Source organism: Bacteroides sp. AM16-24 (assembly GCF_003471885.1).
GTDB lineage: Bacteria > Bacteroidota > Bacteroidia > Bacteroidales > Bacteroidaceae > Bacteroides.
In genome coordinates, this window is sequence record NZ_QRKI01000001.1 from 386,608 (window position 1) to 404,734 (window position 18,127).

At 39.5% G+C, this 18,127-nt stretch carries 9 protein-coding genes; 7 read left to right on the forward strand and 2 right to left on the reverse strand.

Annotation, left to right across the window (positions count from 1 at the left end; all coding sequences use genetic code 11):
* Positions 1 to 67: 67 nt before the first annotated feature.
* Both DW182_RS01480 and DW182_RS01485 read left to right on the forward strand, forming a co-directional pair.
* Complete coding sequence (locus tag DW182_RS01480; RefSeq protein ID WP_118294405.1) at positions 68 to 1,909, forward strand: heparinase II/III family protein; 1,842 nt, start codon at positions 68 to 70, stop codon at positions 1,907 to 1,909.
* Between the two features lie 32 nt (positions 1,910 to 1,941).
* Positions 1,942 to 3,114, forward strand: coding sequence for a glycoside hydrolase family 88 protein (locus DW182_RS01485; protein ID WP_118294406.1), 1,173 nt, complete (start codon positions 1,942 to 1,944; stop codon positions 3,112 to 3,114).
* Between the two features lie 408 nt (positions 3,115 to 3,522).
* Here DW182_RS01485 and DW182_RS01490 read toward each other — a convergent pair whose 3' ends face one another.
* Positions 3,523 to 3,930, reverse strand: a complete 408-nt coding sequence (locus DW182_RS01490; RefSeq protein ID WP_007663930.1) for a LacI family DNA-binding transcriptional regulator — start codon at positions 3,928 to 3,930, stop codon at positions 3,523 to 3,525.
* 205 nt (positions 3,931 to 4,135) lie between these two features.
* Here DW182_RS01490 and DW182_RS01495 point away from each other — a divergent pair, with 205 nt between their 5' ends.
* Positions 4,136 to 8,020, forward strand: coding sequence for a hybrid sensor histidine kinase/response regulator transcription factor (locus DW182_RS01495; protein WP_233564056.1), 3,885 nt, complete (start codon positions 4,136 to 4,138; stop codon positions 8,018 to 8,020).
* Positions 8,021 to 8,207: 187 nt separating this feature from the next.
* Here the strand turns inward: DW182_RS01495 and DW182_RS01500 are convergent, their stop codons facing one another.
* The gene (locus DW182_RS01500) at positions 8,208 to 9,626 is read right to left on the reverse strand and encodes a sialate O-acetylesterase (protein WP_118294408.1); all 1,419 of its coding nucleotides are present in this window, start codon (positions 9,624 to 9,626) and stop codon (positions 8,208 to 8,210) included.
* A gap of 262 nt (positions 9,627 to 9,888) precedes the next feature.
* Between DW182_RS01500 and DW182_RS01505 the strand changes: the two genes are divergently transcribed.
* From DW182_RS01505 to DW182_RS01520, 4 genes are read left to right on the forward strand one after another with little or no spacing between them, the layout of a single operon-like run.
* Entirely contained in the window at positions 9,889 to 11,889 is a 2,001-nt protein-coding gene (locus DW182_RS01505; RefSeq protein ID WP_118294409.1) for a glycoside hydrolase family 97 protein, read from the forward strand.
* 13 nt (positions 11,890 to 11,902) lie between these two features.
* Positions 11,903 to 13,687 (forward strand): glycoside hydrolase family 2 protein, encoded by a 1,785-nt coding sequence (locus tag DW182_RS01510; protein WP_118294410.1) that lies wholly within the window; start codon positions 11,903 to 11,905, stop codon positions 13,685 to 13,687.
* Positions 13,688 to 13,691: 4 nt separating this feature from the next.
* Entirely contained in the window at positions 13,692 to 15,905 is a 2,214-nt protein-coding gene (locus DW182_RS01515; RefSeq protein ID WP_118294411.1) for a glycoside hydrolase family 3 N-terminal domain-containing protein, read from the forward strand.
* 12 nt (positions 15,906 to 15,917) lie between these two features.
* Positions 15,918 to 18,068 carry a polysaccharide lyase family 8 super-sandwich domain-containing protein gene (locus DW182_RS01520; RefSeq protein WP_227073241.1) on the forward strand — a complete coding sequence of 717 codons (2,151 nt, stop codon included), beginning with the start codon at positions 15,918 to 15,920 and terminating at the stop codon, positions 18,066 to 18,068.
* The last annotated feature ends 59 nt before the right edge of the window (positions 18,069 to 18,127 follow it).

Genomic DNA, 18,127 nt, shown 5'->3' on the forward strand with positions numbered 1-18,127 from the left:
TAATGATTCTATATTATTCTATAATATTGTGATATTTGCCATGTTGTTGAACTTTTAAGTAATTAATATGATGATATATTTATTCCTTTTTTGTAAACCTCGTCTACAGCGAACAATCTTATTGTCAGTTTTAGTTTTTTATTCTTTAGTGCTGTGTGCGCAGTCTTTGGATTATGAAAGAATGAACCCTCATCCTCGTTTATTATTAACGCAAGGAGGAGAAGAAGCTGTGAAGAGGTCAATAACAAGCTTCCCATCGTTATTGAAGGTTCATGAGCGTATTTTGAAAGAATCTGATGAGATACTCATCCAACAAATGGCGGAACGAGTTATGGAAGGGAAGCGGTTGCTGGGTGTTTCCCGTTTGGCATTAAAACGGATTTTCTATCTTTCATATGCCTATCGCATGACGAAGGAAGAAAAGTATGCTTATCGTGCGACACAAGAAATGCTTTCGGTAAGCCGTTTTCCAGATTGGAATCCATCTCACTTTTTGGACGTGGGAGAAATGGTGTTGGCATTATCCATAGGTTATGATTGGCTTTATGAGTATTTGGAACCGGAAATACGTTCTATAGTACGTGACGCAATTGTAGAAAAAGGTCTGGATGCCGCTGCTCCTGATGAATGGTTTTACAGGGCGGTATCTAACTGGAATTCTGTTTGTAATGGTGGTTTATTGTGTGGTGCGCTTGCAGTTTTTGAGGATGTGCCGGATAAGGCAAAAAAAATTATAGAGAAGTGCTTGTTGACTAATCCTAAAGTTTTAGTGGCTTATGGACCGGATGGAGGATATCCGGAGGGCTTTCATTATTGGGGATATGGTACCAGTTTTCAGGTGTTACTTATTGCTGCCCTTGAAAGTGCATTGGGGACAGATGCCGGGCTATCCGAATATCCCGGTTTTTTGGAATCAGCTCGCTTTATGGAATTTATGACAGCTCCAAGTGGCGAATACTTTAATTTTTCGGATGCTGTTAATGGAGTGAGATGTAATATGATGATGTTTTGGTTTGCTAAGAAAATGGGGGATTTATCTTTACTATGGTTAGAAAATCAATATTTAGAGGATCCTTCAGTTAGTTTTGCAGAAGATCGTTTATTGCCCTGTCTGTTGATTTTTTGTGCTCATCAGGATTTGAGTAATATACAACCGCCTTCCTGTCGTTTTTGGCATAATGGTGGAAAGACACCGGTTTTTATTTATCGTGGCGGATGGAATAGTAAAAAGGATAGCTATCTGGCCGTAAAAGGAGGTTCTCCCTTAACTTCTCATGCGCATATGGATGCCGGTTCGTTTATTTATGAAAGGGAGGGAATACGCTGGGGGATAGATCTCGGTATGCAAAATTATTTAAGTCTGGAGAGTAGAGGAGTAAATTTATGGGATCAGTCTCAAGAAGGCCAACGGTGGGAAGTGTTCCGTCTTGGTAATATGGCACATAATACGCTTACGATAAATAATAAGCGGCATTTAGTGAATAGTTATGCTCCCATAAGCAGAATATATAAAAGTGAAGATAGGAAAGGGGCAGAAGTAAATCTTACAAGCGTTTTTGCTGATGATATGGAAAAAGTTGTCCGCATCATTTATCTGAATGAAGAAGATGATCTGATTGTGAAAGATGAACTGGTTACGGGAGAAAAAGAGGCTTTGGTAACTTGGATTATGGTAACACCGGCTGAAGCAAAAATCATCGGTAAGAATCAAATAGAATTGGCTAAGGATGGACACCGAATGTTGCTTACCGTGGCTGCACCGGATGATGTTGAAATGAAACTTTGGTCAAATGCCCCCCTCCATGTTTTTGATGAACCTAATCCGGGAAGTATGCGTGTAGGTTTTGAAACTTATCTTCCTGCAAACCGGAAGAATTTGTTGAAAGTGACATTAAATCTTATCAGATGAATTATTTGTTAATTAAATTATAAAAAGGATTTATGAAAAAGAAATGGCTCTTATTAAGTTTAATTGGTTTCTTTGTTTCGTGTTCGAAACAGGAATCAATGGATGCATTGACGGCACGTGTATTTACCGTTGCTGAACAGCAGTATTTGACAATGGATACTCGTTTGGAAAGTACTACTTTACCGCAGTCCATAGCTCCGGACAGTACATTCAAATCTTCGACAATTTATTGGTGGTGTAGCGGGTTTTATCCCGGTTCACTCTGGTATATTTATGAGTATACTCAAAATGAAGTCGTGAAGACATTGGCTGAAAAGAATACGTTGAAACTGGATCCTATTCAATACGTAACCAATGATCATGATGTAGGTTTCCAGTTAAATTGTAGTTATGGTAATGGTTTTCGTCTCACGGGAAATGAAGATTATAAGAAAGTTCTTTATCAAGGGGCACAATCATTGGCGACCCGCTTTAGTTCTGTAACTGGAGTAACCCGAAGCTGGGATTTCTTGCGCCGTGGTTGGAAATACCCTGTTATCATTGATAATATGATGAATTTGGAATTGCTGATGTTTGCATCGAAAACCTTTGATAATGATACTTTGGAATATATAGCTCGTACACATGCAAATACTACCCTTAAAAATCATTTCCGTAAAGATTATTCTTCTTATCATCTGGTAGATTATGATCCTGAAGATGGACATGTGCGTAGCCGGCAAACAGTACAGGGTTATGCCAATGAATCATCATGGGGGAGAGGGCAAGCCTGGGCACTTTATGGCTATACAATGATGTTTCGCATGACCGGAGATGAAAAGTATTTGGAACACGCAGAAAATATTGCCGATATGCTTCTTTCACGTCTTCCGGTTGATGGTATTCCTTATTGGGACTTTGATGCTCCTAACGGTAATGAATATCGCGATGCTTCAGCCGGTGCAATAATGGCCTCTGCTTTTGTAGAGCTGAGTGGTTTTGTTACAGATGAGAAAGCAAGACAAAATTATCTCTCAATAGCTGAAAAACAACTTCGAACTCTAGCTTCACCTCATTATCTTGCTGAACCGGGAACTAACTGTAATTTTATTCTAAAGCATAGTGTCGGTAATCTTCCGGAAAATAGCGAAGTAGATGTACCGCTTTCTTATGCCGATTATTATTTCTTAGAAGCATTGTTGCGTTATAAAAAGGCTGTGGGATAAGCTTGCAAAATTCTTTCTCTCGAAGAGTGGGCTTGTTTAAGGTTAACGCTTCGAGAGAAAATGCATTTAACTCCTGTTCTTTTCCTAATATATATCCGCCAGATATACACGCTTTTTGCAGGGGTATGAACACAATCCAACTCCTTATCCGCATAAATAATATTAAGTTTCAGAGGTTAAGCCGCCGCATCGCCACTTTTATCCCTTTTCGCTGCGACGGTTAAGGAAAATTGTAGTAGGCACTTATTCTTTCCACCATGGTGGAAAGAATAAGCGTTCGGATGGAGAAGGCTAACCGTTGGAAGGGAAAAGTATAGTAATGCCTAAGAACGGGGGTAGCTATTGCATTTAGTTCATTTTTGACAGGTTATGAATCAATTTCAACTCTTGATTCGCATTAATATGAGATTATGCTGATGCACGTTTAGTATGTTGTTGTTTTAAGATGATAGCGATAGGATTTGGACGATAATGTAGCTTCTTAGCTAAAGCCTGTACAGCCTTTCTGGTGTTCAGGCTAATATCTTTTTTATTGGCTAATGCGCGTGATATGGTAGATGGTGCCAGATTGAGTTGGCGTGCCATTTCTTTGATGGTAATTTTAGGTTGTTTACTGACTTCCGTATTATTCTTATGGCATTGTTTAAGTTTCACTGCCATGATATTGGGCTTATAGTTTAATTTGGTGGCCAATTCCATTACGATTTCTTTTGTCTGCGAATTTACATCCCACTGGTCTGCCAAAGCTCTGGATACAGTGGAAGTAGAAAGATTTAGTGCTTTAGCGATTGTTTTGAGTGTTACTTGAGATTTCATGGTATTTACTTTATTAGGGTTAATATTATTTTCTTTATTGTTGCTGCAAAGTTAGAATGCAATGAATTTTAGGACTTTACGACATGTCTCAGAAACTCCCGGATTTGTGTCATTAAGGAATAAAAGGTATATTTGCAGCATGTTTAGCCGATATATATTATTGATATTATTCTTTTTTTGTTGGTCGAGTGGAAGTGCCCAGCTTTTGACTGACAAATTGTTCTTCGAACATTTGACTACCGAAGACGGACTTTCTCATAATTATGTGCAATCCATATATCAGGATAAGGATGGTTTTATCTGGTTGGGAAGTGATAATGGTTTAAACCGTTATGATGGACAGCGTATCGATATTTTCAGTACCAATACCCAACCCACTCTTGGAGGTAATAAAATACGCCGTATCATTCAGGACAGGGATAAGAATTTATGGATATTGCATGAAAACGGTTTGGACAGGATGAAATATTCTACTCAGCAAGTAAAAAGTTTCCTGTATGGCAAGAACCAAAGTAGTCGTTGGGTTGGGATTGGAGTTGATAAGCGAGGGAGCTTTGTAGCCTATACGGAAAAGAAAATATTCAGATATGATATGGAGAAAGATACTCTTGTGGTTCTGCAAGACGCTCCGGAGGAATATCGATATTCTGCATTTGTGCAGGCTGGTGGGAAATATTACGTAGGCACTCGCCAACATGGCATTATTGTATATGATGAAAACTGGCAATTGCTTGAGCATATTTATCCTAGGTCTATAGAGAAAGGTCCCTTGACTGACGGATTGATAAATGTGTTGCGGGTGGATTCAGAAGGTTGTCTTTGGAGCGTGATTGTAGGTATATGTATCAACAAATATAATCCTCAGACCAAGGAAGTGAAAACTTATAAGCTTTCTTCTACATCTCTCATTAATAAAGAGATCAGGGATATCATAGAGTTGGATAAGGACTATATGTTGATTGGTACTTTCAATGGTCTGTTTAGGTTACATAAGGATAATATGGAGGAGGTGATAGTAGAAAAAGGGGAAATCGGAGAAGAAGGAGGTCTGAGTTATTATTCCATATATTCTTTGTTTAAGGATAGGCAAGGAATAGTGTGGGTCGGTACATATGCCGGTGGTGTGAACTACAGTCACAGCTATAATCAGCGTTTCAGATTCTTTGCTCCTTCCCATTTGGCAGGGAGCTTCAGGATGGCAAAAGAAGATGATGATAATAATATCTGGTTCGCGACAGAAGGTAACGGCTTGCTGCGTCATCGTCCGGAAACAGGCCAGGTGGAATCCTTCTGGCTGAATGAAAACAAGCATCACAATGATAATATTATTAAATCGATTTGTATATCCGGTGATACAATCATGTGTGGTAATCAACGGGGAGAAGTCTATAATTATTCGATAAAGAAAAGTAAATTTACATTACTGCGGAAATACGATAATACAAATATATTGTATATCTTCAAAGATTCTAGAGAACATTGGTGGATATCTGTACAGGATCAGGGCGTTTTCTGTCTGGATATGGAATCCGTACAATTTCCATGCTCGAATTATATTGATGAAATAGATCCCGGAATATTGGTGTTTGCCACCCAGAAGAATGGATTGTATATCTATGATCTGAATACAGGACAAAAGAAACAGATAAGCGCGGCAGATTTGGGAGTTCCTGCAGATAAATCGCTTAGTATAACTTCTTTTTGCCGGGATTCGGAGCATAACCTATGGATGACGACTGAGAGACAGGGGCTCTTGTCTGTAGACAAACATTGGAAATTGCGAAAGCAACATTTGTCGCATACCAAGGTTCATTCGGATAAACTTTATTTTGTTGCAAAACAGAATGAAGAGAGGTTATGGGTAATTGGTGCACATAAGTTGTATTTGTTCACTCCCAAAGAAAACCAATTACATACTTTTGATAACAACAACGGTTTGCGTCTGACCGATATGGATGCTTCCAGTCTGATAGATTCAGCCAATCGTTTTTGGATATTGGGTAATACCGGATATGTAATGGTAGATAACCGGAATTTTATGTTGAATGATACGCCGGCCTCTGTGATTCTTACTACGTTGCGTATTAATAATAAATTGCAAAGACCTTGTGATGGTTCTGTGTTAGATAAATGCTTGGCTGAGACATCTGTGTTATGCTTAAAACACAATCAGACAAACATTTCGATAGCCTATGCGAGTGATAACCATATATATGGTAATAGCGACCGGTTCTTTTATAAGATGGATGGAGTAGATCCGGATTGGGTGGATGCGGGTAATCGTCGTGAAGTATTCTATAGTAATCTTGCTCCCGGTAACTACCTTTTAAGGATCAAAGCACTTAATAATGATGGAACGATAGGACCGGAAACTCATTTGAAAATTGAAGTGCTTCCCCCTTTATGGGCGCGTTGGTGGGCATTTGTTATTTATGCTGCTATTATTTTCTACATATTGCAACGCTATATTGCCTATAAGCAAAGGAAACAACGGTTAGAGCACGAACTGTATCTCAAACAAATAGAAAAGGATAAATCTGAGGAGTTTAACCGGGAATTGCAGACTTTTTTTACGCAAGTGGCGCATGAATTCAGGACTCCGTTAACTTTGATTCTGAATCCTTTGGACGAGATACAGAAAAAGATAATACATGTTTCCGGAGTAAAAGAAGACTTGCTGTTAATCCGTCGTAATGCCAAACGATTACTTACGTTGGTAAATGACCTGATGGATTTGAGGAAGATAGAGAATGGGAATGGGGAACTGGAACTATCTTCTTTTAATTTTAATGATTTTATTCAGGAGATTTACTACTCTTTTCAGGTTACTGCCCGGCAAAGAGATATAGCATTGCAGCTTTCTCTACCAGAGACGCCTATATTAGCTACATTTGATAAGGACGCATTAGAGAAAGTGTTTTTTAATTTATTATCCAATGCTCTGAAGTTTACTCCGGAGGGGGGAACTGTCATTTTGGCTGTTTCCCTGATTGAAGGAGAGAAACCGCAAATACATGTTGAAGTGAAAGACACCGGAGTCGGCATATCCAATGAGGATATAAACAAGATATTCAAGCCTTTTGCACTGTCTCATCAGGATTTGCATGGACAGATGGGAGGTAGTGGAGTCGGCCTGACCATAGCAAGAGCTATTGTAGAAAAACATCAGGGAACTATATCGGTCAGACGCAGGGAACCGCATGGTACTTGTTTTTCTATTGATTTGCCGTGGAGATATGATAAATGTTATGAAGTGGCGGTTCAAGACACATTAGATGAGAGTGAAGATGCAGTAGACGATGCTTCTTCTTTTAAAGTTACTTCGATTTCTGAGACGATTTTGTTGGTAGATGATAATATTGAAATTCTGACTTATCTTCAGAAAGAATTGTCGAGAAACTTTAAAGTTGTTACAGCTCAGAATGGACGTGAAGCACTGGAGGTATTAGGCAAAAAAAATGTGTCATTAGTAGTGAGTGATGTCATGATGCCTGAGATGGATGGCATGGAATTATGTATGTATATTAAAGAGAACCCTTCTCTTTGCCATCTTCCTGTCATATTGCTGACTGCAAAATCCATGACGATATATGTTGAAGAAGGCTTCCAGGCCGGTGCAGATGACTATCTTGTGAAACCTTTCAAAGTCTCTACCCTGATAGTCCGTATTAATAATATTCTGAGCGGTCGGAAGAAATTGAAGGAGATTTATGGAAAACAACTCTCTTTAAAGAGTATAGGCATCGAATTGGAACCTGCAGATAAATCTTTTGCTGAACAATATGAGGCAGTAGTGAAGACACATCTTTCTAATCCTGAGTTGGATGTGGAAATGTTATGTAAGGAAATGGGAGTGAGCAGGGCTAAGTTATATCGTAAGGTAAAGGCTATTACTAATCTTTCTCCGGCAGAGTTGATTCGTAATATCCGTTTGGAATGTGCTGCTGAAATGCTTCGTACTTCTCAACAGACAGCAACGGAAATTGCTTATCAAACAGGATTTGGCAGTTATAATCATTTTGGTGATTATTTTAAGAGTGTTTATGGTGTTTCTCCTAAAGTATATAAGGAGAAGTATAAGAACACTTAATTTATTCGTTTACAGAGTCGATTGTAAAGATCTGGAAATGTATATTTAGGGATAATAAGGTCGTCTAAAAATAAACTGCACCTCACAATTTTGAACTGCCCCAAAAAGTTAGATACGAAACTTTAGGAGCAGTTCTGTTAAAAAGATAATATCATTTGATTCTTTAGCGATGTGAAATAGATAATGCTTACCAATTATCTGTACGGAATAGGCAAGTCGGTAAGCCGTCCTTATTATAAAGATTTCCGTCTGGATTATTTTCCCAGTTATAGCGTACGGCAACAGGATTAGGGACTTTCGGACTCCAAATAACAATTCGGTTATTTTTGAGTTCTCCCAGTGCCCAGTGAAATTTTTTGTCTTCTCCTGCGATGGCAAAACCTTGCAGACATCCATATCGGCTACGTATTTCTAAACCGGAACCTGTATTTTTGAATGTAATTATGATTTTGTCACCATTGATTTCCATCCGTTCAAACATGGGGCTTTCACTGACAATATCTGAATATCCGTACTCGTAATGTAACACTTGTAATGCTGCTCTCATACCTACCTCTTGTTTGTTGCGGGGATGAAGGTCATAGGGGTCTCCCAAGTCACTGGTTACGATGAGATGGGTTCCAGGAACTGCCAAAACTTTACTTTGAGCATCTCGCATTTCCGCCCAAAGTGGTTTCTTGTTGATAGAATCGAAGTTGGGAAGCTGGATGATATAAAACGGTAATTCTGAATTCCAGCGGTTACGCCAATCTCCAATCATACATGTGAGCCAATCGGTATAAGGTTCTGCATTTCCTACATTATTTTCTCCCTGATACCAGAGAACTCCCTTAATGGAGAAGGATAGCAGCGGATGGATCATTGCATTGTATACCAATGATGGATAATCATTACGCTTTGCTTCCTTATTTTTTCGTGTAAGGTATTCTGTAGGGGGGAATAGTTTCTCATTTTTGTTATATCGATCGAGTCGTTTTTGTGGCAGTGTATTGGCAGCTTCCAGACTTGTCCAGGTTTCCACGATTGTACCGCCCCATGATGAATTTATAATACCAATAGGTATGTTTGTTTCCTCATAAACCTTTTTAGCAAAGAAATAAGCAACTCCGGAGAAACGGCCTACGTTTTCAGGTGAACATACGAGCCATGTTGCGCTGATTGTATCTTTAGGGGATAATTCCATGCGGCGAGGTATGTTTAAAGTTCGGATTTGCGGATAATTGGCATTCTTTTTCTCCACTTCCGCATTAGTGACGTTATTTACTACCCATTGCATGTTAGATTGTCCGCTACATAACCATACATCTCCGATAAGAATATCCTTGATGCTTATTGGGTTTTCTTTTCCGATGATTTGTAGTTGGTAGGGGCCGCCAGTTTCCAGAGCTTTCAGATTCACTTCCCAGTATCCCTTGCTGTCGGCTTTTACTGTTTGTTTTTGCTCTGCGAATAAGATTTGTATTTTCTCCTTTGGATCAGCCTGCCCCCATATATGAATAGGTTGGTTCCTTTGTAGTACCATTCCATCAGAATAGATGGCTGGTAATGTTACTTTAGCTTGTACGCTTAAAGAAATAAATAGAAAAATAAATAATAAATGTTTCATAGTGAATTGTTTTTGTGCGAAAATAAGCGAATACTATAACATATACAATAGGTATACAGATAAAATTGTCGGAAACGATTTCGTATTTCATATTTTAGATAAACATCTTATATATAGTTTTTTAATGTAAAATTGAATTTGCAAACGTTCCCGATGATTTCATACATAAACACAAACCAGACTTAAGTAAATGTCTATATTTGTGACGTATTACTTAATTTAATATTAATCAAAATATCACTTAAAACCAATAAATAGATTTATGAGAAGATTTTGTCTGACACTTACATTTTTGAGTGCATTCCTGAGTTTTAGTATAGCTCAGAAACAATATCAGTTAAAGTCACCGAATGGGAAGCTTGAATTAAGTATCGAAGCCGGTGATAAAATTTGTTATTCCTTAAAACATGAAAATACTGCGATTATTGTCTCTTCGCCTATTTCTATGTCATTAAGCAATAATAAAATATTAGGCGTGAAGTCTAAAGTTAAGAATGTACGTAGGCGTGTGGTTGATGAGAATATCACTACTGCCATCTACAAACGGAGTGAGATAAGAAATCGTTGTAATGAGCTGTCTCTTACTTTCAGGGACGGATTCCAATTAGAATTCAGAGCCTATGATGAAGGAGTTGCATATCGCTTCATCGTTACGGAAAATAAACCTTTTAATGTAATAGCTGAAGAAGCTACATTTAATTTTGACGATGATTATATGACGTATATTCCCTATGTGAGAGGAGGAAAGAATAAAAAGGTGGAAGCCCAGTTCTTTAATTCTTTTGAGAATGTCTATACACATGTCAATCTAAGTGAAATGGGTACTAATCAATTGGCTTTTACTCCGGTTGTTGTGGAATTGAAAGATGGAAAGAAGCTTTGTATTGCAGAATCAGACGTGGAGAGTTATCCCGGCATGTTTGTTCGCAATGCGAATCAGTCTAATTCTTTGAAAGGTGTTTTTGCTCCGTATCCGAAAGAAATGGTACAAGGTGGGCATAACAAATTGCAAAAGCTGGTTATTGCAAGAGAAGATTATATTGCGAAGTGTTCCGGCAGACGAAGTTTTCCCTGGCGCATTGCTATTGTATCTTCTGATGATAAAGAACTCCTTGATAATGATATGGTTTATAAACTGGCAGCTCCTTCTCGCTTAGAAGATACGTCATGGATTAAGCCTGGAAAGGTGGCTTGGGAATGGTGGAACAGTTGTGGGTTGTCCGGTGTGGATTTCAAAGCTGGCGTGAACAATGTTACCTATAAAGCATATATTGATTTTGCTTCTAAGCATGGTATTGAGTACGTGATTTTGGATGAGGGTTGGGCTGTAAATTTAAAAGCTGATTTATTTCAGGTTGTGCCGGAAATAGATTTGAAAGAGTTGGTTGCTTATGCTGATTCTAAACATGTAGGGCTGATCTTGTGGGCCGGTTACTATGCTTTTGAACGTGATTTGGAAAGAATCTGCAAGCATTATTCAGAATTGGGCATTAAGGGCTTCAAGGTAGACTTCATGGACCGTGACGATCAGGCAATGGTTGATTTTCACTATCGTGGGGCTGAGATAGCTGCAAAATACCATTTAATGTTAGATTATCATGGCACTTATAAACCGACAGGAATGAATCGTACTTATCCGAATGTAATTAATTTTGAAGGCGTACATGGCTTGGAACAGTTGAAGTTCTCTGGCAGTGAGAAGGTGGATCAGGTTACCTATGATGTGACTATGCCTTTTATTCGTATGATAGCGGGACCTGTAGATTATACCCAGGGTGCAATGAAAAATGGCAATAAACGTAATTTTCGCGCTGTTAATGAAGAACCTATGAGTATGGGAACTCGTTGCCGCCAGCTGGCTGAATATGTAATATTCGAGGCTCCGCTATCCATGTTGTGTGATAGTCCTGTTCTCTATGAACGTGAATCTGAGTGTACCTCTTATATTTCAGATATTCCGACAGTATGGGATGAAACAAAAGCCTTGAATGGAAAAATAGGAGAATATATCTCAATGGCTCGTCGTAAAGGAGATGTTTGGTATGTGGGAGCGCTGACCAATTGGAAAAAGCGTACAATGGAATTTGATTTGTCATTTCTGGGTGAAGGGGAATGGACAATTGAACTTTATAAAGATGGTATAAATGCAGATAAGATAGCTTCTGATTATCGGAAGTCTGTTATCTTTGTTCCCCAAAATTGTAAACTAACGGTGAATTTGGCAGAAGGGGGCGGATGTGCAATGAAAATTTATAAAAAGTAATAGAGAAATACTTATGAAGGAGAAATTTTTAGGTTGGATTTTATTTCTGATAACGATCTGTAATGGCCAGTACGTTGGTGCTCAGGAGTTACTGACGAATGTATATGGTAGACAATACACTTTTTTGAATGGGAAGTGGAATGCTATTATTGATCCTTATCAGCAAGGTCGGCGAACCTCTATCTATAAGAACAGACCTTTAAGAAATAAGGCTGATTTTAAAGAGTATGAGTTCGAAGGAGGGCTACGTTTGAATGTGCCTTCCGACTGGAATTCGCAGCTTCCAGAACTTAAATATTATGAAGGTACGGTGTGGTATGCCCGTAAATTTGAGGTGAGTAAAAATCAGGATGAGAACCTGTTTCTCTACTTTGGAGCTGTGAGTTACCGTTGCCGGGTCTATCTGAATGGAAAAGAGATAGGTAGTCATGAAGGTGGATTTACGCCGTTTCAGTTCAATATCACTGATTTGGTAAAAGCAGGAGAAAACTTTCTGGCTGTGGAAGTGAATAATACTCGGACGGTAGATGCAATTCCTGCGCTGTCATTTGACTGGTGGAATTATGGCGGCATAACGCGTGATGTGATGTTAGTACGTACTCCTAAAGTATATATCAGCAATTACTTTATACAACTGGATAAATACAAGCCAGATTATATTCATGCAACCTTACAACTGTCAGAGCAGAAAGCGGGCCAGAAAGTGAGAATTGAAATTCCTGAACTGAAAATCGCATCTGAAGTGCAGACTGACGGACAAGGAATGGCGAAAATATCTTTCTGTGCTAAGAAACTGGAACGTTGGTCGCCCCAAAAACCAAAACTTTACCAAGTCACAGTTTCCACTGCAACGGACCATGTGAAAGAGAATATAGGTTTTCGTAATCTTAGTGTGAAAGGGACGAAGATTTATTTGAATGACACTCCGGTCTTTATGAAAGGAATCAGTTTCCATGAAGAGGTAGCGCAACGCCAGGGAAGAGCATTTTCAGAGCAGGATGCTGTAGCATTACTTTCTGAAGCAAAGGAGTTGGGTGCTAATTTAGTGCGTCTAGCGCATTATCCACAAAATGAATATATCGTTCGTCTAGCTGAAAAGATGGGTATTATGTTGTGGGAAGAAATTCCTATTTGGCAAGGAATTGATTTTAAAAATGCCGAGACGCGTATGAAGGCGCAAAAAATGTATACGGAAATGGTTATGCGTGACAGGAACAGGTGTGCCTTAACCTTCTGGGGAGTTGCCAATGAAACAGCTCCTTCCGAAGCCCGCAATGCCTTTCTGAAGAGTCTTGTCGAACACTGTCACGAGATGGATACTACTCGTCTGATAACAGCAGCTTTCGATCTGCCGAAGCTGAATCCTGAAACGAAGGCTTTTGAAATGAATGATTCTTTTATCGAAGAGTTGGATGTGGTATCAATTAATAAATATATGGGGTGGTATCATGCCTGGCCCTCAGATCCTTCGGAAGTACGTTGGAATGTGGCTCTCGGTAAACCGTTGATTTTCTCTGAATTTGGTGGTGAAGCCCTTTACGGGCAATCGGGGGATTCTACTCTAACAAGTTCATGGAGCGAAGAATATCAGGAAAAGCTGTTCAGAGATAATTTGGAGATGTTCAGCCGTGTGGAAAATTTGGCTGGTATTTCTCCTTGGATACTATTTGATTTCCGTTCTCCGTATCGTTTTCATCCTACGAATCAGGAAGGTTGGAACCGGAAAGGGCTTATTTCTGATCAGGGATTCAGGAAAAAGGCTTGGTATGTGATGAAAGAATTCTATAATAATAAGTGATAATATGAAAAAGAATAGTCTTTTGTGTGCAATAATTCTAGGGATTATGGCAACTTCCTTGTCTGCTCAGACAAGGAAGAAGGATTATACCCATCAAGTAGATTCTGTACTGAATCTTATGACTTTGGAAGAAAAAGTCGGGCAAATGATTCAGTATTCCAATAATAAGCTTCTGACCGGACCTTCTCTTGACAGTCGTAATCATACGGAAGAAATCAAACGTGGTGAGGTAGGTTCTATTTTTAATATATTGACTGTAGAGCGTGCAAGGCAATATCAGGATTTGGCTATGCAGTCCCGTTTGAGGATTCCGTTGATTTTTGGTTTGGATGTTGTACATGGGATGAGGACTATTTTCCCGATACCGATGGCTGAAGCTGCCAGTTTTAATCTGGAATTGATAAAAAAAATAGCCAGTGTGGCGGCGGAGGAGACTTCTGCCCATGGGATTCACTGGACGTTTGCCCCCATGGTTGATATCTCCAGGGATGCCCGTTGGGGGCGTTCGATGGAAGGAGCTGGTGAAGACCCTTGGTATGGTAGTCAGGTGGCAAAGGCTCGTGTAGAAGGTTTTCAGGGTATCAATTATAATGATAGAAACACAGTGCTTGCTTGTGCGAAGCATTTTGCTGCTTATGGAGCGGCGGTAGCAGGTAAAGATTATGCCGAAGCTGATATCTCGGAACATACACTTCAACAAGTATATTTACCACCATTCCGGGCTGCAGTAGAAGCCGGAGTGGGCACTTTTATGAATGCTTTTAATGAGATAAACGGTATTCCGGCAACTGCCCATAAGCCTCTTTTAAGGGATGTTTTGAAGGGAGAATGGGGATTCACAGGCTTTGTAGTCAGTGACTGGGGTTCTGTTAGTGAGATTGCCAAACACCGGATGGCAAAAGACAATAAAGATGCAGGACGTCTGGCTGCTATTGCAGGTTGTGACATGGATATGCATTCTATGACTTATGCCAGGCATCTGGTAGATTTAGTGAAAGAGGGCGCTGTAGACATTACTTTGATTGATGATGCTGTAAAACGTATCTTAACGGTAAAATTCGAATTGGGCTTGTTTGATGACCCTTATCGTTATAATTATCGTGAGAAGGAAATCGGAGACAAGAAAGTGAATGCGGTTCACAGGAAAGTAGCCCGTGAAGCTGGAGCCGGTTCAATCGTCCTGCTGAAAAATCAGAATGTTCTGCCTATTGCGTCAACCGTACGTAATATAGCTTTAATCGGTCCCTTGAATAAGGCTAATAAGGATATGCTGGGGAATTGGTCTGCCATTGGCAAGGCAGAAGAGGTGATTTCTGTTTTTGATGGTTTGAAAGCTGCTTTTTCCAAGGCTAAGGTTACCTATATAGAAGGTTATGATTTGGAAACGAATGAATTGAAACCATTACCGGATCTTTCTGGTTATGATGTGCTTATTGTATCGGTAGGAGAGCGTGCCATGGATTCCGGAGAAGCGAAATCGAAAGTTGATATTAGTGTCAATGCCAATCAGCAGTTGATGGTGAAACAAATAAAAGAAAAGGCCGGGAAACCTGTTGTAACTTTGGTTATGGGTGGTCGTCCGTTGATTTTCTCCGATATGGAACCTTATACCGATGCCATTCTTGTGACTTGGTGGTTAGGTACGGAAGCTGGTAATTCTATAGCAGATGTGCTTACTGGTAGCTATAATCCGTCTGGTAAATTGCCAATGACATTTCCCCGTCATGTAGGTCAGTGTCCGATATATTACAATCATAAAAGTACAGGTCGTGCTTGGACACCAAACAATCCGTGGGTAAGCGGTTATATGGATGAGAGTGTGAAACCTGCTTATGCATTCGGATATGGTTTGAGCTATACAACTTTTGAAATTGCTGCTCCTGTGATATCAAAAAAAGAATATAGGTCAGGAGAGTCAGTGGTCGTGACTACTTTTGTTAAGAATACGGGAAAGTATACGGGCAAAGAAACCGTCCAGCTTTATTTGCAGGACGTTGCCAGTTCCGTGACCCGTCCGGTTCTTGAATTGTGTGGAATCCGGCAAATAGAATTGTTACCCGGAGAAACCCGGAAGATTGAATTTACTCTGTCAGAACAGGAACTGGGGTTCTTTAATGCAGATAGACAGTTCGTAACAGAGCCGGGTAGCTTTAAACTTTTTGTCGGGAACAGTTCGGATAATTTGAAAGTTACAGAATTTGAACTTATAGAGAAATAAATGGCATCACATATGATACGCTATGTTTTTGTACTTTTACTTTTCATTTTCATTTTTACTTTGGGATTGAAAGCCGATGATTTATCCATCATCAGGCAGAAGTATATAGAAAGTATATTGTATAAAAACAAATCAGAACAGCAGCTAATACGGCTGATGTGTCAGACTTCGCATGAAAAGATCGTCGGTGATCAGATGGTTGTAGAATTGATGGAACGTTGCCCGATAGAAGTCGGGTACGTTCGTCAATTATTATCAGACTTGAGTGAGGAGGGTAGTTGGAGTGACCTTGATTTTACTAATAGCAAGGCTGCCAGCTGGCTTCCGCGGATTCATGCAGCCCGTGTGCTTGAGCTGACTAAAGTTTATAGTAATCCGGAGCATGATTTTTATAAATCGGCTGAGGTTGCAGAGGCTATCCATAAAGCCATAGGCTATTGGTTTCGAATGAAGCCGATAGCTGCCAATTGGTGGTATAATGAAATTGGTATACCTAAAGTACTGGGAGCTGTGTTTATCTTATTTGAAGATCAATTGTCGACGGAAGAAAAGAAACACGCTATAGAAGTGATGAGTCAGGCAAAGATAGGGATGACAGCTCAAAATAAGGTTTGGTTAGCCGGCAATGTGTTGGTGAAAGGTTTGTTGCTGAATGACCTTCAACTAGTGTGGAAAGCAAGGAATGCTATAAACGATGAGATCAAGATGGCTTATGGTAAATCAGAAGGAATTAAGGTTGATTATAGTTTTCATCAACATGGACCTCAACAGCAGGTCGGGAATTATGGTGCAGCTTATTTGGCTACTATGAGTTTCTGGGCATATATTCTTGATGACACTTCGTTGGCATTGGATGAGGAGCGTTTTCAGATTATAACTAACTATACTAATGAAGGTGTACGGAGAATTCTGTGGAAAAACAAGATGGATGTAAATAATCTCGGAAGACAGCTTTACAAGCAGGCACAGCGAAACAAAGCTTTTTCGAGTTTGTTCTCTGCCAATATGTTGGCGCAGGTGAATAGTAAAGACAGTAATACCTATCAGCTCTTGATTGATGAAAACCTTGGTAATACTCCAACTTCGTTGTTAGGGCAGTATCATTTCTGGAAATCAGATATGACAATCCATCGTTGTCCCACTTGGATGGCATCTGTGAGGATGGCATCGGACAGGGTGATTGGTACAGAGTCGGGCACTGATAATGTAAAGGGGTATTATCTGGCAGACGGTGCTCTCTATACTTATGTGGATGGTGATGAGTATACGGATGTATTTCCTTGTTGGGATTGGCGTAAAGTGCCTGGTGTAACTTGCTATCAAGAAGATAAGGCTGTCCATGTGATGGGATGGCTTGAAAAGCAAAATAAAGGTTCGTTCGTAGGAAATGTGAATGATGGCGTTATTGGTCTTACCTCGATGGATTTAGTAAGGGATGGGCTTTATGCTAGAAAAACATGGATTTTTACACCGGATTATATCTTGTGTTTAGGAGCGGGCATTCGTTCGGATAGCAGTTATCAGGTGAATACTTCTGTAGAGCAGGCTGTGCTGAGAGATGATTTACTACATCTGCATAAAGGGAAGTGGGAGGTTGTGAAGGATTTGAATTTTTCTTGTGAGAATCCCCAGCGCTTCTTTCATCGTCAGACCGGATATATTTTACTGGAAGGTAAAGGGCGTATATTTTCTGAACAGCGTACGAATTTCTGGAATGATATCATGAAGATATATCCTAAAAGTGAATTGCAGACAAAAGATGTATTTACTATCTATATAGATCATGGGATTCTTCCACAAAATGATTCATATCAGTACATAATATTGCCGGCTACCACTCCTAAGCAAGTACAACGCTTTGATTTATCTTCATTCAAAATAATCAGTAATACTAGTCAATGTCAGGCTGTCCAACTGGATCAAGATACATATTTACTTGCATTGTATGAAGCCGGAAGTATTTCCTTGTCCGGTAAACTAAAGTTTGAAAGCAATAAAAAGGGGCTTTTTATTCTGCATACTTATAAGAAGGGGTGGAAGGTATATGCTTCGGATCCAACTCAGACAGAAGCATTTATGGAGGTGACATTTAATGGAGACAAGAGAGAAATCAAATTGCCTGAAGGCGAATATAAGGGAACTGTTGCCATATTCTCCGAATAATCTGTTGAATGAGTCATGGTAATGAAGAAAATCTTGGTGAGATAGAGATCACACGAAAA

Bases quoted from the DNA above. Each gene is read 5' to 3' on its own strand.
- DW182_RS01480 (WP_118294405.1), top strand. From the start codon at position 68: ATGATGATATATTTATTCCTTTTTTGTAAACCTCGTCTACAGCGAACA.
- DW182_RS01485 (WP_118294406.1), top strand. From the start codon at position 1,942: ATGAAAAAGAAATGGCTCTTATTAAGTTTAATTGGTTTCTTTGTTTCG.
- DW182_RS01490 (WP_007663930.1), bottom strand. From the start codon at position 3,930: ATGAAATCTCAAGTAACACTCAAAACAATCGCTAAAGCACTAAATCTT.
- DW182_RS01500 (WP_118294408.1), bottom strand. From the start codon at position 9,626: ATGAAACATTTATTATTTATTTTTCTATTTATTTCTTTAAGCGTACAA.
- DW182_RS01505 (WP_118294409.1), top strand. From the start codon at position 9,889: ATGAGAAGATTTTGTCTGACACTTACATTTTTGAGTGCATTCCTGAGT.
- DW182_RS01510 (WP_118294410.1), top strand. From the start codon at position 11,903: ATGAAGGAGAAATTTTTAGGTTGGATTTTATTTCTGATAACGATCTGT.
- DW182_RS01515 (WP_118294411.1), top strand. From the start codon at position 13,692: ATGAAAAAGAATAGTCTTTTGTGTGCAATAATTCTAGGGATTATGGCA.
- DW182_RS01520 (WP_227073241.1), top strand. From the start codon at position 15,918: ATGATACGCTATGTTTTTGTACTTTTACTTTTCATTTTCATTTTTACT.